Genomic DNA, 17,839 nt, shown 5'->3' on the forward strand with positions numbered 1-17,839 from the left:
CCCTTATTCCTGGTCTTTGTTGAGCTTGTTGAAGTGCTCGTGACCAACTTCAGGGCTGTGGTGCTTGCCATCGGCCGCACGGCTCTGCTCGGCACCTTTCCAGAGGCGCTCCAGGTCGTAGAACTGACGGGCGTTGGAAGTCATCATGTGAACGATCACGTCGTCCATGTCCAACAGCACCCAGTCGCTGTCGCCCTTGCCTTCTTCACCCAGCGGCTTGATGCCCAGGGCTTTGACGGCCTCGCGAACCTTGTCCAGCATCGCGCCGATCTGGCGGTTGGAGGTACCGGTGGCGATGATCATGTAGTCAGTGATGCTCTGCTTGTCGCGAACATCAATCACCAGCACGTCCTGGGCCTTGACGTCTTCCAGGGCGGCTACGGCGATCTTGACCAGTTCGTCGCCCTTAGGCGGCTCGGCGGCAAGGACCTTTTCCGGCAGCGGGGCGCTCTTGAATGTGCCTTTGCGTTTTACTTTGCTTTCGTTGTTGCTCGTCATATAAAACTCGTTTTGCTCGTTTGTTCGGGCGCTTCAATACACGTTGTTGCCACGTGCCTTGAGGCACTCCTATTCAGTTCGACGCACGGTAGAGCCCGTGCGCATCGATGTAGGCCAGGACCGCGTCGGGCACCAGGAAACGTACCGACTTACCGCTGGCCAGCAGTTGACGGATCTGGGTGGCGGATACCGCGAGCGGTGTCTGCCAGACGAATGCAATCTGTCCGCTCGGCCCTTTGAGGGCCAGCGGGTCGCTCACCGAGCGCGCTGCCAGCAGGTTGCGCAAGGCATCCGGCGGTTCGCTGTCGGCATCCGGGCGTTGCAACACCAGGATATGGCAATGCTGGAGCAACTCTTCCCAGCGATGCCAAGTGGGCAGGCCGCAAAAAGCGTCCCAGCCCAAAAGCAGAAAAACCTGGTCGGATACGGCCAGTTCGGCGCGCATCAGTTCCAGGGTATCAATGGTGTAGGACGGTTTGTCCCGCTGCAATTCGCGGGCGTCCACCACCAACGGTGCCACACCGGCCACCGCGCACTCGACCATCGCCAGACGGTCTTTTGCCGACACCTGCGGCTTGTCCCGATGAGGTGGCCTGGCACTGGGTGTCAGACGCAGCTCATCGAGCGCCAGGGTTTCGGCGACTTCCAGTGCACCGCGCAAATGGCCGATGTGCACCGGGTCGAACGTTCCGCCCAGCACGCCAATGCGGCGAGGCGCTGGCTCGCTGACGGTGACCGGGGCTGACGGGTCGATGTCGCCCAAGTCAGACCGGCTCCTGTCCGCGCAGCTGCCCGTCGCCAACCACGATGTACTTCTCGCAGGTCAGTCCTTCGAGGCCCACCGGGCCACGGGCGTGCAGCTTATCAGTAGAAATGCCGATCTCGGCACCCAATCCGTATTCGAAGCCATCGGCGAAGCATGTCGGGGTGTTGATCATCACCGACGACGAGTCGACTTCAGCCACGAAACGCCGGGTGTCGCCCTGGTGTTCGCTGACAATCGAATCGGTGTGGTGAGAGCCGTAATGATTGATGTGCTCGATGGCCTGTTCCAGACCGTCGACCACGCGGATCGACAGAATCGGCGCCAGGTATTCGGTGCTCCAGTCTTCCTCGGTGGCCGGCACGGCATCGATGATCGCCCGGGTACGCTCGCAACCGCGCAGCTCGACACCTTTTTCGCGGAACTGGGCGGCCATCGCGGGCAGGAAATCCTTGGCGACGGTTTGATCCACCAGCAGCGTTTCCATGGCACCGCAGATGCCATAACGATACGTCTTGGCGTTGAACGCGATGCGCCGGGCCTTGGCCAGGTCGGCGTGCTCACTCACGTAAACGTGGCAAATGCCGTCCAGGTGCTTGATCACCGGCACGCGGGCATCACGACTGACCCGTTCGATCAGGCCTCGGCCGCCACGGGGCACGATGACATCGACGTATTCAGGCATGGAGATCAACGCGCCGACGGCAGCGCGGTCCGTGGTTTCGACCACTTGCACCACAGCGGCGGGCAGACCGGCTTCGGCCAGGCCGCGCTGGATGCAGGCGGCGATGGCCCGATTGGAATGAATGGCCTCTGAACCGCCACGCAGGATGGTCGCGTTGCCGGACTTCAGGCACAGACTGGCGGCATCGATGGTCACGTTCGGCCGCGACTCGTAGATGATTCCGATCACGCCCAGTGGCACGCGCATCTTGCCGACCTGAATACCCGACGGACGGAAACTCATGTCGCGGATCGCGCCGACCGGGTCCGGCAGGGCCGCCACCTGGCGCAGGCCGACGATCATGCCGTCAATACGCGCAGGTGTCAGCGCCAGACGTTCAAGGAGGGCTGGCTCCAGACCATTGGCGCGACCGGCAGCCAGATCCAGCTCATTGGCCGCCGTCAGCTCGGTGCGGGCAGCGTCCAGCGCATTGGCAGCGGCCTGCAGGGCGCGGTTTTTCTGCGCGGTGCTGGCGCGGCCGATCACGCGGGAAGCTTCGCGGGCAGCGCAACCCAGGCGGGTCATGTAATCAAGAACGGACTCAGTCATGGTCTGGCGTGGTCTTTGATAAGGTCTTGGTAAAGAGTAAAGCGGCAGATTATAGCTGTCGCGTCCCGGGACTAACAGCGGTGACGGGCGGATGGTCGAAATGGAGGGGTATTTGCCGACGTTCAGCCGGGATTAAGCTGCAAATTGTTATCATCACGACTCATTCAGCCCTGACAAATGCCAGCCATCATGTCCAACCTGACTGTTCGAGCGTCCGCCGTGAGCCTGCCCGCGGGCCTCCCGGACGCGTTTTTCGACCGTGACGCGCAAATTCTGGCCCGGGACTTACTGGGCAAAATCATTCGCCATCGAGTGGGCGACCTGTGGCTCAGCGCCCGGATCATTGAGACCGAAGCCTATTACTGCGCGGAAAAAGGCAGCCACGCGTCCCTCGGCTACACAGAAAAGCGTAAGGCTTTGTTTCTGGATGGCGGCCACATCTATATGTATTACGCCCGGGGCGGCGATTCCCTTAATTTCAGCGCCCAAGGGCCCGGTAACGCCGTGCTCATCAAGTCCGCCTATCCGTGGGTCGATGAACTGAGTGGGCCGGCCAGCCTGGCACAGATGCTGTTGAACAATCCCGATGCCCAGGGTCACCCTCGCCCGTCGCAAAAGCTCTGCGCCGGGCAAACCCTGCTCTGCAAGGCGCTGGGCCTGAAAGTGCCGGTGTGGGACGCCAAACGCTTCGACCATGAACTGCTGCTGGTGGAGCATGTCGGCCAGACGCCCTCCCACATCATCCAGACCACACGTCTGGGCATCCCCCACGGACGCGATGAACACTTGATGTACCGCTTCGTCGACGGAACCTACGCGGCTTACTGCACGCGGAACCCGCTGCGTCGGGGGCAAGTCGAAGGTCGCGATTATTTTGTGCTGTCCTGAAATTGACTCAGACTTGATGCAAACGGAACCTCATGTGGGAGCGGGCTTGCCCGCGAAGGCGGTGTGTCAGGCGACAATGATATTGCCTGGAGGGTCCCATTCGCGAGCAAGCCCGCTCCCACAGGGGGTCAGTGGCGTATTCAACGTTGCACTCATCCCCTGGAAGCAATTGAACATTTGATGGAGTGGTTTTTATGGGCCCATGGCTCGATAGCGTGACCGAATGGTTGGCGCTCAACCCGCAATGGCTGGCAGCAGCGGTATTCATCGTAGCCTTTGTGGAATGCCTGGCGATTGCCGGGCTGATCGTTCCCGGTACGGTGTTGCTGTTCGCCGTGGCGGTACTGGCAGGCAGTGGCGCGCTGACACTCAGTGAGACGCTCTTGCTGGGTTTCGTCGCCGGGGTGCTGGGTGACGTCGTTTCGTATTTTCTGGGGCGGCACTTCCATCAGAACATCCGGCGCCTGCCAGGCTTGCGCCATCATCCGGAATGGATCGCCGGGGCAGAGTCATATTTCCAGCGCTACGGCATCGCCAGCCTGCTGGTTGGGCGCTTTATCGGCCCCCTGCGGCCAATGCTGCCGATGGTGGCCGGAATGTGCGACATGCCTTTCCCGCGCTTCTTCGCCGTCAGCCTGTTGGCCGGCGCAGGCTGGTCGGTGGCTTATCTGATGCCTGGCTGGGCCACGGGCGCGGCAATCCGCTTGCCGTTGCCCGAAGGCTTCTGGCTCCAGGCCGGGGTTGTTGCCGGCAGCATTGCTCTGATGGTCGGCTTGAGCGCGACCAGTAGCCTGCGCCGACATCGCCGCGCGACGCTGTTCATTACAGGGATGAGTCTTCTGATTCTGGCGGGGCTGTTTATCGGATATTCGCACCTGTCCGCACTCGATCAAGGCGTGATGACACTGGTGCAGGAACATCGTAAACCGTTGCTGGATGAAGTGGCGGTGGTCTTCACGCTGATCGGCGAATTCCGCAACATGTTGCTGTTCAGTGCGCTGCTGACCGGTTTGCTGCTGCTGATGCGGCAATGGCGGCACGCGATTTTCGCGGGCAGCACACTGCTCTTCACGGCCCTGGCCAATACCGCGACCAAGTACTTTTTCGCCCGCTTGCGCCCCGAAGTGTTGAGCGATCCGCTCACCAGCTACAGCATGCCCAGCGGCCATGCTTCAGGGTCTTTCGCGCTGTTCCTCACCCTCGCCGTTCTGGCCGGCCGCGGGCAACCACCCCGGATGCGCCTGACCTGGTTATTGGTGGGATGCCTGCCCGCACTGGCGATTTCGCTTTCGCGTGTCTACCTCGGTGCGCATTGGCCGACGGATGTATTGGCCGGCGCAATGCTGGCGGCGTGTGTCTGCGGGGCCAGCCTGTGGCTGATCCAGCGCAAGGAACCGCTCAACGCCTTGCCGCCCAAGGTCTGGTGGCTGGTACTCCCAGCCTTGGTGGCATTGTTCGGGTTCTTCGTGTTGCGGCATTTGCCGCATACGATGTTGAGATATGCTTATTAAGCACGTTACTTACGCAGCACACCAACTTCCCCCCCCAAAAAACAATCCCGATCGCACTGACCGGGATTATTTTACAAGCAGGCATTTGATTTTAACCTTTGAAGCGACCCACCGACCTGCAACAACAAATGTTTAACTCAAAGGTGGGAGCGCATTCCTAAAGTCCTCAGCGCGCTCCTCAAGATACTTATCCAGACGCCCATAATATTGATGGAATACAGCATCAAGCTCTTTGTCTACCTTATCCCTGACGTCAACATATCTGGCAGCCGGATTGATCTCAATCAACTCATCGGCCATTTGACGCCAGACAACGGTCTGAATGAAAAAAGATTCTTTCTCCTGCGAGGGATGAACCATAGTCAACTCTTCAACATCACTGTTCATAATTTAAACTCTCCTTGTTGTTATCAACCCCCAAACCCGGGGCACACGGAGAACTTAAATAAAACAACTCTCCACTACAAGACCTCAAATTTTTAAAATTAGAACAAAACAATTAAGCAAACAACTCTCCTTGCAATTCATCCAGCAACGCCTGAATCGCATCCAGTCGCTGTTGCGGATCATCAAGTTGCAGCAGGTCGATCTTGTCCAGCTCGGCGAAAGGGAGCAGGTACGCCAACTGATTAGCCAGCGATTGCTGCCCGGTCGCCTCCGTGCCCATGTTCAAGGCTTCGACCATCGGGTGTTCAGCCAGGGCCTTGAGCAACGCCACCAGATCGGCATCCTCGTCCTGCAGCGGCTGCTCCGGCTCGTCTTCCAGCCACTCGACCTCGGCGACGGTCAACTGATCCCGTTGCACTTCGGTGCGCAAAACGTGAAAGCGCCGACCGCCCTGGACCCGAATCCCCAGCAGACCGTTGTCCTGCTGCTTGAAATCTGTGATCAGCGCTTCACAGCCCACCAGCGCGTAGCCGGCCGGCGCGTAGCCGGCCGGCGCGTAAGGATTTGTTGCTGGATGGCGGCCACACCTATATGTATTACGCATGGGGCGGGGATTCGTTGAACTTCAGTGCCCAGAGGCCGGGTAACGACGTAGTGTCGCGCCAACTCACTTTTGGAGTAGGCGCCGGACAGCCAGTCGCCTATAAGCCTCACTCACTGATCCATTGGGGACTCTCGACTCCTGACCACATTTTTGCACCTGTAAACGATATCTCCCCTTGCAACTCATGCAGGGGTAGCTGCTGCTCAATGCTTTTTTCCATCAATAAATTGAAGATTGATGGCGACACCCCAATAATCAAAACAGGCTCGCACTGTTACAATGGACTCACATCCACTGCCTTCATTCCTCTAGGCGCCTGGACCGGCCTGAAAGATACTTTTTGCCCGTCTTTAATGCTTTTAAGTATGCCGTCATGATATACGACAAGGTCCGCACTGCCATCATCAGGCGCGATAAACCCAAACCCCTTTTCATCATTGTACAATTTGACTGTTCCCGTTTTCATTTCTCACTTCCACTTATTGAATATACAAATATCGTTAAAAAATCTCGCCATTGCGTGCAACTTTTTGCAAGTCGAATGCTCACACACTCTTGGCGCGAACGCATTTTTATGCAGAATTCAGAATGACGCTCTATAAACCCTTGAATTCAACCCAGAAATGACGCGACATTCTCTGAAATTACTCTGACATCCCCTTGCCCAACTCAGAATTGACAAAGCGGACTGCAGGCCTTCGACCTTGCTATAGCATTCATCTTCAATACCTTAAGTTACCCCACCAAAACGTGAGAACTCAGAAGCTATTTCAAACGACACTGCAATGCAATGCAGGCACGAAGCCAAAACCGCTACTAATTGCGACTGACTGCTCATCACACTCAAACCTTCTGGATGTGTAATGCTCTGCCATACGACACTGACTGAAACATAAAAAATTCAGAGCGGAGAAGTGCTCTACATGAAATGAATTATTTTACCAATTACTACCTGCTACAACTAAGCAAATAACTCCCCTTGCAACTCGTCCAACAATGCCTGAATCGCATCCAGTCGTTGCTGTGGATCATCAAGTTGCAGCAGGTCGATCTTGTCCAGCTCGGCGAAAGGGAGCAGGTACGCCAACTGATTAGCCAGCGATTGCTGCCCGGTCGCCTCCGTACCCATGTTCAAGGCTTCGACCATCGGGTGTTCAGCCAGGGCCTTGAGCAACGCCACCAGATCGGCATCCTCGTCCTGCAGCGGTTGCTCCGGCTCGTCTTCCAGCCACTCGACCTCGGCGACGGTCAACTGATCCCGTTGCACTTCGGTGTGCAAAACGTGAAAGCGCCGACCGCCCTGGACCCGAATCCCCAGCAGACCGTTGTCCTGCTGCTTGAAATCTGTGATCAGCGCTTCACAGCCCACCAGCGCGTAGCCGGCCGGGGCGATTCCGACTTCTTCGCCGTCGAGGATGCACACCACGCCGAACCCGCCACCCTGCTTCATGCAGCGGCCGATCATGTCCAGATAGCGCGCCTCGAAGATCTGCAAGTCGAGGATGCAACCTGGGAACAGCACTGTGTTCAACGGAAAAAGCGGCAGACTCATAGACATTTCCTTACACGACCATCGACACCGCCAGCGGCAGGAAAACCGCCGTGGCCACACCCATCAGGCTCATCGCCAGCGCCGCGAAGGCGCCGCACTCTTCACTTTCCTGCAACGCCACCGACGTGCCGACCGCGTGGGCCGTCATGCCCAGTGCCATGCCCCTGGCTTCCGGGCTGTGCACGCCGAGGCGAGTCAACAGGGCCGGGCCGACAATCGCCCCGATCACACCGGTAATCAGGACGAACACCGCTGCCAGCGCCGCGACCCCACCGATCTGTTCAGCCACCAGCATCGCAATCGGCGACGTCACCGACTTCGGCGCCATGGTCATCAGGATCATGTGCTCGGCACCGAACCACCAGCCCAGCAACACGCCCATCCCCGTGGCCACCACCCCGCCTATCACCAGCGTAGTAAATATCGGCCAGAACAACTGCCGAATCCGTCGCAGGTTGAGATAAAGCGGCACCGCCAGCGCGACAGTGGCCGGACCGAGCAGGATGCTCAGGATCTCGGTGCTCTTGCGGTACTCGGTGTAAGTCAGGCCGCAACCCGCCAGCACACCGATCACCAGCAACATGGAGACCAGCACCGGCTGCAAAAAGATCCAGCGGGTTTTCTCGAATGCCGCAAGGACGAGTTGATAGGCACCGAGGGTGATACCGATGCCGAATAATGGGTGGTGAATCACCGAGGCCCAGGCGCCGTGCCAGTCGAAGATCATTGGTTGTCCTCGGAGTGAGCGTGACGCTTGACCATGCGCTGCATCAGCACCCCGGCGAAGGCCATCGAAAGCAACAGCGACAACACCAGCGCACCGACGATGGCCCAGAAGTCCGCCGCGATGTCAGCGGCATACACCATCACGCCCACGGCCGGCGGCACCAGCAACAGCGGCAGGTAGCGCAGCAGGCTGCCGGCCGCCAGGTTCAGTGGCTCGCCGACCTGTCCGCGGCAGATGAGGTACACCAGCAACAGCAGCAACCCCACAATCGGCCCCGGCAGCACAGGCAGAAACAAATGATTGATCGCCGTGCCGAGCAATTGGAACAGCACCAGCCACGTCAGGCCCCGTAACAGCATCAAAGATCTCCCGCAAAATCCGTCACCCGCATTGGCTTGGCATTATAAGCATGCTCGCGCTATGGACCGGCATTCGCCAAAAGCATGTCCAGTTGACCGCAGCGTTCAGCCATGTTGATCTAAAGTGGTAAGCCGGGAGGTCAAATCCCCCAACTCAAAACTATAAAACCGATGAACCCAAGGAGAGTCTCAATGCCCTATGTTCCAGTTGCAGAGCTCAAAGATTATGTCGGCAAGGAACTTGGACGTTCCGAATGGCTCACCATCGATCAGGACCGCATCAACCTGTTCGCCGAAGCCACAGGGGATTTTCAGTTCATCCACGTCGACCCGGTCAAGGCCGCGCAAACGCCATTTGGCAGCACTATCGCTCACGGATTTCTGTCGTTGTCGCTGATTCCGAAATTGATGGAAGACATCCTCGTCATGCCCGAAGGCTTGAAGATGGTGGTCAACTACGGCCTCGACAGCGTGCGCTTCATCCAGCCGGTCAAGGTCAATTCGCGGGTACGGCTGAAGGTCGACCTGACCGAAGTCATCGAGAAGAAACCCGGCCAATGGCTGCTCAAGGCCACCACCACCCTGGAAATCGAAGGTTCGGACAAACCGGCGTATATCGCCGAACCCCTGTCCCTGTGCTTCGTGTAAACCTTCCGGGATGCGAAGCAGCGTCTGCTGTTTCGCGCCCTCTTGCGGTACCTCGCCCTATATAAGGACCCATGGCTGCGGCATACTCCTTCGCCTAATTGCCCGGAATCCGCTATGCGCCCACTTGCACTCCTTGCCTTGACCCTGATGCTCACCGCTTGCGGCGACGGCGAATCTCCTTTGCCCCCCGACGCACGCCTGCCAGACGGCGGACGCTATCGCGGTGACCTGGTCAATGGCTTGCTGCAAGGCAAGGGTCGCATCGACTACCCGAACGGCAGCTGGTACGCCGGCGAATTCGACAAAGGCCAGTGGCAGGGCCAGGGCGAATGGCATGGCAGCAATGGCGAAGTCTATCGCGGGCAGTTCAATCAGGGACTGTTCGACGGCCAGGGAGCACTGACCACCAACGCCAACAGCTACAGCGGCGGCTTCAAGGCTGGCCGCCGTGACGGCGAAGGCACGCTCAAAGAAAACGGCATGAGTTACCGCGGTGAATTCAAGGCCGATCAATACGCCGGCCTGGGTCGCCTCGAACTCGAAGACGGCAGCTCCTATCAGGGCCAGTTCGCCCACGGCAAACCCAACGGCGAAGGCCAGCGCAGTGACGGCAACGGCAATCAGTTCACCGGGCACTTTGTCGACGGCCAACTGGAAGGCAACGGCACGTTCAACAGCGCCGATGGCGACATCTATGTCGGCGGTTTCAAGAACAATCAACTGCACGGCAAAGGCCGCTACGAAAACGCCGACGGCGATGTGTGGCTGGGCCAGTTCAAGGAAGGTTCGCTGAACGGCAAGGGCGAGTTGATCGGCACTGACGGCAGCCACTACATCGGCCACTTCAACGACTGGCGCTTTTCCGGTCAGGGCCGGCTGAACCTCGCCGACGGCAGCTTTTACACCGGCCAGTTCGACAACGACAGTTACCAGGGCCGTGGCACGCTGGTGCTGACCGATGGCACTGTGCTCAGCGGCACCTGGATCAATGGCCAGCGCGTGCGCGACGCCGAGGGCAAACTGTTGCCGGATACACTCGAGCTCGGCCTGCTGGCACAGGGGCGCTTGCTCGACGCAGCGCTGGCCAACATTCCGCCCTCGACCCCGGCGGTGGAGCTGTATTCGTTGACCCTGGGCGGTGATGGCAAGCAAAGCGTGTTTCTGCGCGAGTCCGACTACGTCGCCAATATGCTCTCCACCCGTTTCGGCGCCTTCGGCCAGATCCGCCTGGTGAACCATCGTGACCACCTCGCCGACCGCCCGATGGCTACCCGGGAGAACCTGCGTCGCGCCGCCCTGGCGCTGGCCGAACGCAGCGGTCCGGAAGACCTGATTTTCATCTACCTGACCAGCCATGGCACCAGCGAACACGAACTGGTACTGGACCAGCCGCGCATGGAACTGGCCGATCTGCCAGCCGACGAATTGGCCGCTGTTCTCGCCCCGCTGAAAAACCGCGACAAGATCATCGTGATTTCGTCCTGTTACTCCGGCGGTTTCATCCCCGCGCTCAAGGATGAACGGACCATGATCATGACGGCCTCGCGGGCCGACCGAGTCTCCTTCGGCTGCTCGGAGGAAGCCAACTTCACCTACTTCGGCGATGCCCTGTTCGTCCAGGCCCTGAACCAGACCGATGATCTGGAACAAGCCTTCAAACGGGCCAAGGCCACTGTCGCCGAGCGTGAGCTGGCGGACGGCTTCGAAGCATCCGAACCACAGATCTGGGCACCGAAAACCGTCCTCTCGCACTGGCAACTATTACGCAAACAACAGGCACGAAAAGCACTGCAAAGTGCATCCATGCAAAGCAAGGATGCAAACAGCAACTAAGCTGAACAGTATCAAGGGAGAAACACTATGTACTTGACGCCTCAGCACGTGCTGCTCGCCGGAGCCACCGGTTTGACGGGTGAACACCTGCTCGATCGCTTGCTCAGCGAGCCAACGATCACCCGGGTATTGGCCCCCTCACGCCGGCCACTGGCTGAACACCCGCACCTGGAAAACCCGGTCGGCGACCCGACGGCGTTCCTGCCACAACTGAACGGGCGGGTAGATATAGCCTATTGCTGCCTGGGCACCACGATCAAGCAGGCCGGCTCGGAGCAGGCGTTTCGCGCAGTGGACCTGGACATGGTGGTGGCATTCGCCAAACGCGCACGGGAGATGGGCGCACGACACCTGATCGTAATCAGTGCTCTGGGAGCCGATCGCAGATCCTCGATTTTCTACAACCGGGTCAAAGGCGAAATGGAGTACGCATTGCGCGCGCAGGACTGGCCGCAGCTGACTATTTGCCGCCCTTCGCTGTTACTGGGTGATCGCGTTGAGCCGCGCCTGGCCGAGAAAGTCGCCGGCCCCTTGTCACGCCTGATCCCGGGTAAATACCACGGCATCGAAGCCTGCCAACTGGCCCGCGCCATGTGGCGTCTTGCACTCGAAGAGCAGGACGGTGTGCGGATTGTCGAGTCGGATGAGTTGCGCAAACTCGGAAAATAATCCGCGGACCTGTGGCGAGGGGGCTTGCCCCCGTTCGACTGCGTAGCAGTCGTAAATAGGGTACTTGCGGTGAATCAGAAAAATGGAGATGGCCGGTTTTGGGGCTGCTCCGCAGCCCAACGGGGGCAAGCCCCCTCGCCACAACGCGCCCTTACAACCCACCCGTTGCCTGAAAACTCACCCCGATCACCGTCAGCAACGACAGCGGCAACAGCAGTGTATCGAGCAAGGCACTGGCCGGCAGATCAACGCCCGGATAGCTCGGCGCTTGCGCGCCGAAACGGTCCATCGCGCAACAACCGCCATTCATCGCATACAAATCCAGCCGCGTCCCGGCGTACACCACCGGCGCCCCCGGTTTGGCCGCATCTAGGGTGCGCACTGTGGCGCACCCGGCCAATTGCAGCGCCAGCACCATCACCAGCAGCTTATTCATCGCTGGTCAGATGATGTTCACCCCAACGCGGCAGCATGTCCTGAGGAATATTCAGCAGGTTAAGGATCCGTGCCACGACGAAATCGATCAGGTCGTCGATGGTTTGCGGCTGATGATAAAAGCCCGGTGATGCCGGCAGGATTGTCACGCCCATGTTCGACAACTTGAGCATGTGCTCCAGGTGAATGCTTGAATACGGCGCCTCGCGAGGCACAAGAATCAGCTGGCGACGCTCTTTGAGCGTCACATCGGCCGCACGCTCGATCAGGTTGTTGCAGGCGCCGCTAGCGATCGCCGACAACGTGCCAGTGGAGCACGGCACCACCACCATCGCCGCTGGCGCGCCGGAACCCGAGGCCACCGGCGACATCCAGTCTTCCCTGCCATACACCCGAATCTGCCCGGCGACGGCCCCCGTGTATTCGGTGAGGAATGCCTGCATCATCTGCGGTTTGGATGGCAGCGTGACGTCAGTCTCGGTCGCCATCACCAACTGCGCGGCCCTGGAAATCAGGAAGTGCACTTCACGATCTTCCCGCACCAGGCAGTCGAGCAGGCGTAAACCGTACTGAGCGCCTGAAGCGCCGGTCATCGCCAGGGTGATGCGGTCCGGGCCGTTGTTCATTTGAGTGCCTCGGCCAACTTGCCGTGAAGGCCGCCGAAGCCGCCGTTGCTCATGATGACCACGTGAGTGCCGGGTTGGGCCTGGCTCTTCACACGATCGATGATGCCCTCAAGGGAGTCGCTGACAATCGACGGCACAGTGCACAGTGCCGCGGTGCCCGCCAGGTCCCAGCCGAGGTTGGCGGGTGCGTACCAGATCACCTGATCGGCATCGACCACGCTTTCCGGCAGTCCGTCACGGTGCGCGCCAAGTTTCATGGAGTTGGAACGTGGCTCGATGATCGCGATCAACGGTGCATCGGCGATGCGCTTGCGCAGGCCGTCCAGCGTGGTGGCGATGGCGGTCGGGTGGTGAGCGAAGTCGTCATAAATGGTGATGCCACGGACTTCCGCGACTTTCTCCATCCGGCGTTTCACGCTTTTGAAGGCGCTCAACGCGGCGATGCCCATGGACGGCACCACACCGACGTGGCGTGCAGCGGCCAAAGTGGCCAATGCATTGGCGACGTTGTGCTGGCCAGTCATGTCCCATTCGACCACCCCCTGGGTGACGCCTTCGAACATCACTTCGAACTTCGAACCATCTTCACTGAGCAGTTTGACCTGCCACTGACCGCCGGCACCGGTAGTTTGCACCGGGGTCCAGCAACCCATTTCAATGACTCGCTGCAACGCCGGCTCAGTGGTCGGATGAATCACCAGGCCTTCGCTCGGGATGGTCCGCACCAGGTGATGGAACTGCCGCTCGATGGCCGGCAGGTCCGGGAAGATGTCCGCGTGATCGAACTCAAGGTTGTTCAGGATTGCCGTGCGCGGGCGGTAATGTACGAACTTGGAGCGCTTGTCGAAGAACGCACTGTCGTACTCGTCGGCTTCGATGACGAAGAAGGGTGTATCACCCAGGCGCGCCGACACCGAGAAGTTTTGCGGTACGCCGCCGATCAGGAAGCCCGGGGCCATGCCTGCATGCTCCAGCACCCAGGCCAGCATGCTGCTGGTGGTGGTCTTGCCGTGCGTACCGGCAACGGCCAGCACCCAACGACCTTGCAGCACGTGATCCGCCAGCCATTGCGGGCCGGACACGTACGGCAGGCCTTTGTTCAGCACGTACTCCACCGCCGGGTTGCCCCGGGACATGGCGTTGCCGATCACCACCAGATCAGGGGCCGGATCGAGTTGCGCCGGGTCATAGCCTTGTGTCAACTCGATGCCCTGGGCTTGCAACTGAGTGCTCATCGGCGGATAGACGTTGGCATCGGAGCCCGTCACGTGATGGCCCAGTTCTTTGGCCAGAACCGCCATTGACCCCATGAAAGTGCCGCAGATACCAAGAATATGAATGTGCATAGTCGACCTCGTAAAACTTGGTCGCAGGTTAGCTTAGGGAGGGGAAAATCGCACCTGATGTTTCAGATCCGAAGACGCCTTCGCGAGCAGGCTCGCTCCCACAAAGGCCCCATAGACCCTGTGGGAGCGGGCTTGCCCGCGATTGGGGGCGACGCAGCTTACCGGGCAATCCCGTGCTTGCGCAGCTTGCGATAAAGGGTATTTCGACTGACCCCCAACTGCTGCGCCGTATGCGTCATATGCCAGCGCGTCTGCTCCAGCGCACTGAGTAACGCCAGCCGCTCGGCATCCTCCAGCGGATGCTCCGATGGCTCTTCGATAGCCTGCGCCATCGCCGGCCTGGCCGAACGAATCATGGCCGGCAAATCTTCCAGACCGATCCGTCCGTCCTCACACAGCGCTGCCAACGTACGCAGCACATTTCGCAGCTGGCGTACGTTGCCCGGCCAGGCAAATCCCAACAAAGCCTCGCGTGCCGGCCCGTCAATCAACACCGCTTCTCCGTGCGCCTCTTCGGCCAGTAAAAAGTCGAGCAACTGCGATTTATCACTGCGATCACGCAATGCCGGCAGCGCGACTTCAAGGCCATTGAGGCGGTAATACAAATCCTCGCGGAAGCTGCCGTCCTGCACGCGATCCAGCAAATTACGGTGGGTGGCACTGATGATCCGCACGTTTACCGCTTCCGGCTCGCCACCGATCGGCACCACCTGCCGGTCCTCCAGCACCCTGAGCAATCGCGTCTGCAGGGCCAGTGGCATGTCACCGATTTCATCGAGGAACAAGGTCCCTCCGTCGGCCTGTTGCAACTTGCCGCGCATGCCTTCCTTGCGCGCACCGGTGAAGCTGCCGCCACGGTAACCGAACAGCTCGCTTTCGATCAGACTCTCGGGAATGGCCGCGCAATTGAGGGCGACGAAGGCTTTTTCCGCCCGCTGGCTGGCGTGGTGCAGCGCTTTGGCGAAGGCCTCCTTGCCGGACCCTGTTTCGCCGTTGATCAGCAACGGCACGTCGCGCTCGTAGACGCGCAAGGCCTTGCGAAAGTCCGCCTGCAAGGTCACATCATCCAGGCAAATGCCCGACAGGCGCGGTGCCGGTGCAGCCTTGGGAGCAAGCTCCATTGGAATAGGCAGCGACCGCCGCGCCTCGCCGCGCAATACCGCGAACAGCTTGCGACCATCACGGGTACGCAATGGCCAACTGGCTGCGGCACTGATACTCGCCCGCCCCAGCAACTCATCGAGCGAGCAATCGAAAAACGCCTCCACCGGTTTACCCAGCAAGCCGCCGCGGATATGTCCCAGCAGGTTCAGGGCACTCTGATTGACTGCGCAGATGCGCCCTTCTCCGTCGAACGCCAGCAGACCTTCGCTGAACAAACCGACGGACTCGGCCTGCAAGTGAAAACGCAGCAGCCATTGGTTGTCGAAGCAGCGCAGGAAGTAACAGCTCTCGATCATCTTCGCCGACAGATTGACCAGCGCCATGGTGTGGAACTGACTTTGCCGCGACACATCGCGCCGCGCCGACGACACGTCGAGCACCGCCAGCAATTCGCCATGGGGATCGAAGACCGGGCTCGCCGAGCAGGTCAGGCCGGTGTGGCGGCCGCGAAAGTGTTCGTCCTGATGGATGGTCAGCGACTGACGCTCCACCAGGCAGGTGCCGATACCGTTTGTGCCTTCGCAGGCCTCGCTCCAGTCGGCTCCGAGCCAGAGCCCGGCACGCTCGAAAATCTGTCGTTCGGCAGGTGCGGTGACGCAATTGAGGATCACGCCGCGGGCGTCGGTCAGCAGCACTGCATGGCCGGCACCGGAGAGTTGCTGGTGCAGGCTGGTCATTTCATTGCCAGCGATGTGCAGCACTTGCTGCAAGCGTTCGCGACTTTCAAGGACACGACCGTGTTCCAGCACCGTCGGTGCGATGCTCAGCGCCGGGTCGAGGTGATAGTCCTCAAGGCAGCGCAACCAGGAGCGGGCGATGGACGGATCACTGCCAGGGCCATGCAGGTGGGCCTTGCCCTGAGTAACGGTCAGAACTTGCTGGGCATGGCGACTCAAATGGTTGTCGTGCATTTCTTATTATTCTCCCCCCCGAAAGGTGTACACGCTCCCTGTAGGAGCTGCCGCGTCAGTCCTTGTGATTGCCCGAGCATCCTCCAGCCGGGCCTGCATTGCAATGCCTGCAAGACCACCCGGTCACGAGCTGTGCCAGATGCGGTACAAAGTGTCACGCCAGCTGTACCGAAAGCGTCACAGCCGCACTCCATCCGTCCGACAAAAAACGCGCAAGGCCTTGATTTGCCTGAGCTGCAACGCACTGGCCCGCCCCTTGCTCTACGCTTATAGCAAGCGCACATGCGCGACTCCCTATAAGCACAAAAGCAAGGAGAGACCACCATGCGTTACGCTCACCCCGGTACTGAAGGCGCTATCGTTTCGTTCAAAGCCAAATACGGTAACTACATCGGCGGCGAGTTCGTCGCGCCTGTCAAAGGTCAGTACTTCACCAATACCTCGCCAGTGAATGGCCAACCGATTGCCGAATTCCCCCGCTCCACGGCCGAAGACATCGACAAGGCCCTGGATGCTGCCCACGCCGCCGCCGATGCCTGGGGCGCCACGTCCGCCCAGGCGCGCTCGCTGGTGCTGCTGAAAATCGCCGACCGCATCGAACAGAACCTGGAACTGCTGGCAATCACCGAATCCTGGGACAACGGCAAGGCCGTGCGCGAAACCCTCAACGCCGACATCCCGCTGGCCGCCGACCATTTCCGCTACTTCGCCGGCTGCATCCGCGCCCAGGAAGGCAGCGCCGCCGAAATCGACGGCAACACCGTGGCCTATCACATCCATGAACCCCTCGGCGTGGTCGGCCAGATCATCCCGTGGAACTTCCCGATCCTGATGGCCGCGTGGAAACTCGCTCCAGCCCTGGCTGCCGGTAACTGCGTGGTACTCAAGCCCGCCGAGCAAACCCCGCTGGGCATCACCGTGCTGGTCGAGCTGATCGGCGACCTGCTGCCACCGGGTGTGCTGAACATCGTGCAAGGCTTCGGCAAAGAAGCCGGCGAAGCCCTGGCCACCAGCAAACGCATCGCCAAGATCGCCTTCACCGGCTCGACCCCGGTCGGCTCGCACATCATGAAATGCGCCGCCGAAAACATCATTCCGTCCACCGTGGAGCTGGGTGGCAAGTCGCCGAACATCTTCTTCGAAGACATCATGAAGGCCGAACCGTCCTTCATCGAGAAAGCCGCCGAAGGCCTGGTGCTGGCGTTCTTCAACCAGGGCGAAGTCTGCACCTGCCCTTCCCGCGCGCTGGTGCAGGAGTCGATCTACGACGAATTCATGCAAGTGGTGATGAAGAAGGTCCTGCAAATCAAGCGCGGCGACCCGCTGGACACCGACACCATGGTCGGCGCCCAGGCGTCCGAGCAGCAATTCGACAAGATCCTTTCGTACCTGGAAATCGCCAAGGGCGAAGGGGCCGAGTTGCTGACCGGCGGCAAGGTGGAAAAACTCGAGGGCAACCTGGCGAGCGGCTATTACATCCAGCCGACGCTGCTCAAGGGCACCAACAAGATGCGCGTGTTCCAGGAAGAAATCTTCGGCCCGGTGGTGAGCATCACCACCTTCAAGGACGAAGCCGAAGCCCTGGCCATCGCCAACGATACCGAGTTCGGCCTCGGCGCCGGCCTCTGGACCCGCGACATCAACC

18 protein-coding genes and 2 pseudogenes are annotated in these 17,839 nt (G+C 60.0%); 7 read left to right on the forward strand and 13 right to left on the reverse strand.

Features of this window, described 5'->3' with window-relative positions; translation table 11 throughout:
* Nucleotides 1-3 precede the first annotated feature (3 nt).
* From rsfS to Q8X48_RS18705, 3 genes are all read right to left on the reverse strand, one after another.
* A complete protein-coding gene (rsfS, locus tag Q8X48_RS18695) occupies nucleotides 4-498 on the reverse strand; it encodes a ribosome silencing factor (protein ID WP_007975896.1) in 495 nt (164 codons plus the stop codon).
* A 73-nt stretch (nucleotides 499-571) separates the two neighbouring features.
* Nucleotides 572-1,261: a nicotinate-nucleotide adenylyltransferase gene (gene nadD, locus Q8X48_RS18700; protein ID WP_407800970.1), complete on the reverse strand. Its 690-nt coding sequence runs from the start codon at nucleotides 1,259-1,261 to the stop codon at nucleotides 572-574.
* 1 nt (nucleotide 1,262) lies between these two features.
* A complete protein-coding gene (locus tag Q8X48_RS18705; protein ID WP_407800969.1) occupies nucleotides 1,263-2,534 on the reverse strand; it encodes a glutamate-5-semialdehyde dehydrogenase in 1,272 nt (423 codons plus the stop codon).
* Nucleotides 2,535-2,723: 189 nt separating this feature from the next.
* On the opposite strand from Q8X48_RS18705, the gene Q8X48_RS18710 reads away from it, so the two are divergent.
* Nucleotides 2,724-3,422 carry a DNA-3-methyladenine glycosylase gene (locus Q8X48_RS18710; protein WP_407800967.1) on the forward strand — a complete coding sequence of 233 codons (699 nt, stop codon included), beginning with the start codon at nucleotides 2,724-2,726 and terminating at the stop codon, nucleotides 3,420-3,422.
* Between the two features lie 194 nt (nucleotides 3,423-3,616).
* Nucleotides 3,617-4,933 (forward strand): bifunctional DedA family/phosphatase PAP2 family protein, encoded by a 1,317-nt coding sequence (locus Q8X48_RS18715; protein ID WP_407800966.1) that lies wholly within the window; start codon nucleotides 3,617-3,619, stop codon nucleotides 4,931-4,933.
* A gap of 132 nt (nucleotides 4,934-5,065) precedes the next feature.
* Here the strand turns inward: Q8X48_RS18715 and Q8X48_RS18720 are convergent, their stop codons facing one another.
* Nucleotides 5,066-5,320, reverse strand: a complete 255-nt coding sequence (locus tag Q8X48_RS18720) for a hypothetical protein (RefSeq protein WP_407800965.1) — start codon at nucleotides 5,318-5,320, stop codon at nucleotides 5,066-5,068.
* A 112-nt stretch (nucleotides 5,321-5,432) separates the two neighbouring features.
* Nucleotides 5,433-5,867: pseudogene (locus Q8X48_RS18725) on the reverse strand (LON peptidase substrate-binding domain-containing protein); the annotation flags it as partial.
* Between the two features lie 8 nt (nucleotides 5,868-5,875).
* On the opposite strand from Q8X48_RS18725, the pseudogene Q8X48_RS18730 reads away from it, so the two are divergent.
* A pseudogene (locus tag Q8X48_RS18730) lies at nucleotides 5,876-5,977 on the forward strand (DNA-3-methyladenine glycosylase); the annotation flags it as partial.
* A gap of 221 nt (nucleotides 5,978-6,198) precedes the next feature.
* Here Q8X48_RS18730 and Q8X48_RS18735 read toward each other — a convergent pair.
* The 4 genes from Q8X48_RS18735 to Q8X48_RS18750 all read right to left on the reverse strand — a co-directional run bounded on the left by Q8X48_RS18735 (nucleotide 6,199) and on the right by Q8X48_RS18750 (nucleotide 8,562).
* Nucleotides 6,199-6,390: a cold-shock protein gene (locus Q8X48_RS18735; RefSeq protein ID WP_407800963.1), complete on the reverse strand. Its 192-nt coding sequence runs from the start codon at nucleotides 6,388-6,390 to the stop codon at nucleotides 6,199-6,201.
* Between the two features lie 495 nt (nucleotides 6,391-6,885).
* Nucleotides 6,886-7,476: an LON peptidase substrate-binding domain-containing protein gene (locus tag Q8X48_RS18740; RefSeq protein WP_407800961.1), complete on the reverse strand. Its 591-nt coding sequence runs from the start codon at nucleotides 7,474-7,476 to the stop codon at nucleotides 6,886-6,888.
* A 10-nt stretch (nucleotides 7,477-7,486) separates the two neighbouring features.
* Nucleotides 7,487-8,203, reverse strand: a complete 717-nt coding sequence (locus Q8X48_RS18745) for an LrgB family protein (protein ID WP_407800959.1) — start codon at nucleotides 8,201-8,203, stop codon at nucleotides 7,487-7,489.
* Entirely contained in the window at nucleotides 8,200-8,562 is a 363-nt protein-coding gene (locus Q8X48_RS18750) for a CidA/LrgA family protein (protein WP_015096984.1), read from the reverse strand. Before Q8X48_RS18750 ends, Q8X48_RS18745 begins: the two co-directional genes overlap by 4 nt.
* Nucleotides 8,563-8,754: 192 nt before the next feature.
* Between Q8X48_RS18750 and Q8X48_RS18755 the strand changes: the two genes are divergently transcribed.
* The 3 genes from Q8X48_RS18755 to Q8X48_RS18765 all read left to right on the forward strand — a co-directional run bounded on the left by Q8X48_RS18755 (nucleotide 8,755) and on the right by Q8X48_RS18765 (nucleotide 11,712).
* Complete coding sequence (locus tag Q8X48_RS18755) at nucleotides 8,755-9,210, forward strand: MaoC family dehydratase (protein ID WP_008001099.1); 456 nt, start codon at nucleotides 8,755-8,757, stop codon at nucleotides 9,208-9,210.
* A 114-nt stretch (nucleotides 9,211-9,324) separates the two neighbouring features.
* Complete coding sequence (locus tag Q8X48_RS18760) at nucleotides 9,325-11,043, forward strand: C13 family peptidase (protein ID WP_407800957.1); 1,719 nt, start codon at nucleotides 9,325-9,327, stop codon at nucleotides 11,041-11,043.
* A 27-nt stretch (nucleotides 11,044-11,070) separates the two neighbouring features.
* Nucleotides 11,071-11,712, forward strand: coding sequence for an oxidoreductase (locus tag Q8X48_RS18765; RefSeq protein WP_102673666.1), 642 nt, complete (start codon nucleotides 11,071-11,073; stop codon nucleotides 11,710-11,712).
* 151 nt (nucleotides 11,713-11,863) lie between these two features.
* Here Q8X48_RS18765 and Q8X48_RS18770 read toward each other — a convergent pair whose 3' ends face one another.
* The 4 genes from Q8X48_RS18770 to Q8X48_RS18785 form a co-directional block, all read right to left on the reverse strand.
* Nucleotides 11,864-12,148, reverse strand: coding sequence for a YceK/YidQ family lipoprotein (locus Q8X48_RS18770; protein ID WP_217836464.1), 285 nt, complete (start codon nucleotides 12,146-12,148; stop codon nucleotides 11,864-11,866).
* Nucleotides 12,141-12,773 (reverse strand): flavin prenyltransferase UbiX, encoded by a 633-nt coding sequence (ubiX, locus tag Q8X48_RS18775; protein WP_015096988.1) that lies wholly within the window; start codon nucleotides 12,771-12,773, stop codon nucleotides 12,141-12,143. Before ubiX ends, Q8X48_RS18770 begins: the two co-directional genes overlap by 8 nt.
* On the reverse strand, nucleotides 12,770-14,119 hold the full coding sequence (gene mpl, locus Q8X48_RS18780) for a UDP-N-acetylmuramate:L-alanyl-gamma-D-glutamyl-meso-diaminopimelate ligase (RefSeq protein WP_116581882.1): 1,350 nt from the start codon (nucleotides 14,117-14,119) through the stop codon (nucleotides 12,770-12,772). Before mpl ends, ubiX begins: the two co-directional genes overlap by 4 nt.
* 158 nt (nucleotides 14,120-14,277) lie before the next feature.
* Nucleotides 14,278-16,194 carry a sigma-54-dependent Fis family transcriptional regulator gene (locus Q8X48_RS18785; RefSeq protein WP_407800955.1) on the reverse strand — a complete coding sequence of 639 codons (1,917 nt, stop codon included), beginning with the start codon at nucleotides 16,192-16,194 and terminating at the stop codon, nucleotides 14,278-14,280.
* A 324-nt stretch (nucleotides 16,195-16,518) separates the two neighbouring features.
* Between Q8X48_RS18785 and Q8X48_RS18790 the strand changes: the two genes are divergently transcribed.
* Nucleotides 16,519-17,839 (forward strand): aldehyde dehydrogenase family protein (locus Q8X48_RS18790; RefSeq protein ID WP_407802775.1); only part of this gene is annotated, 1,321 nt, incomplete at its 3' end.

Source organism: Pseudomonas sp. QLc11A (genome assembly GCF_052112305.1).
In the GTDB taxonomy this organism is placed as follows: domain Bacteria; phylum Pseudomonadota; class Gammaproteobacteria; order Pseudomonadales; family Pseudomonadaceae; genus Aquipseudomonas; species Aquipseudomonas laurylsulfatiphila.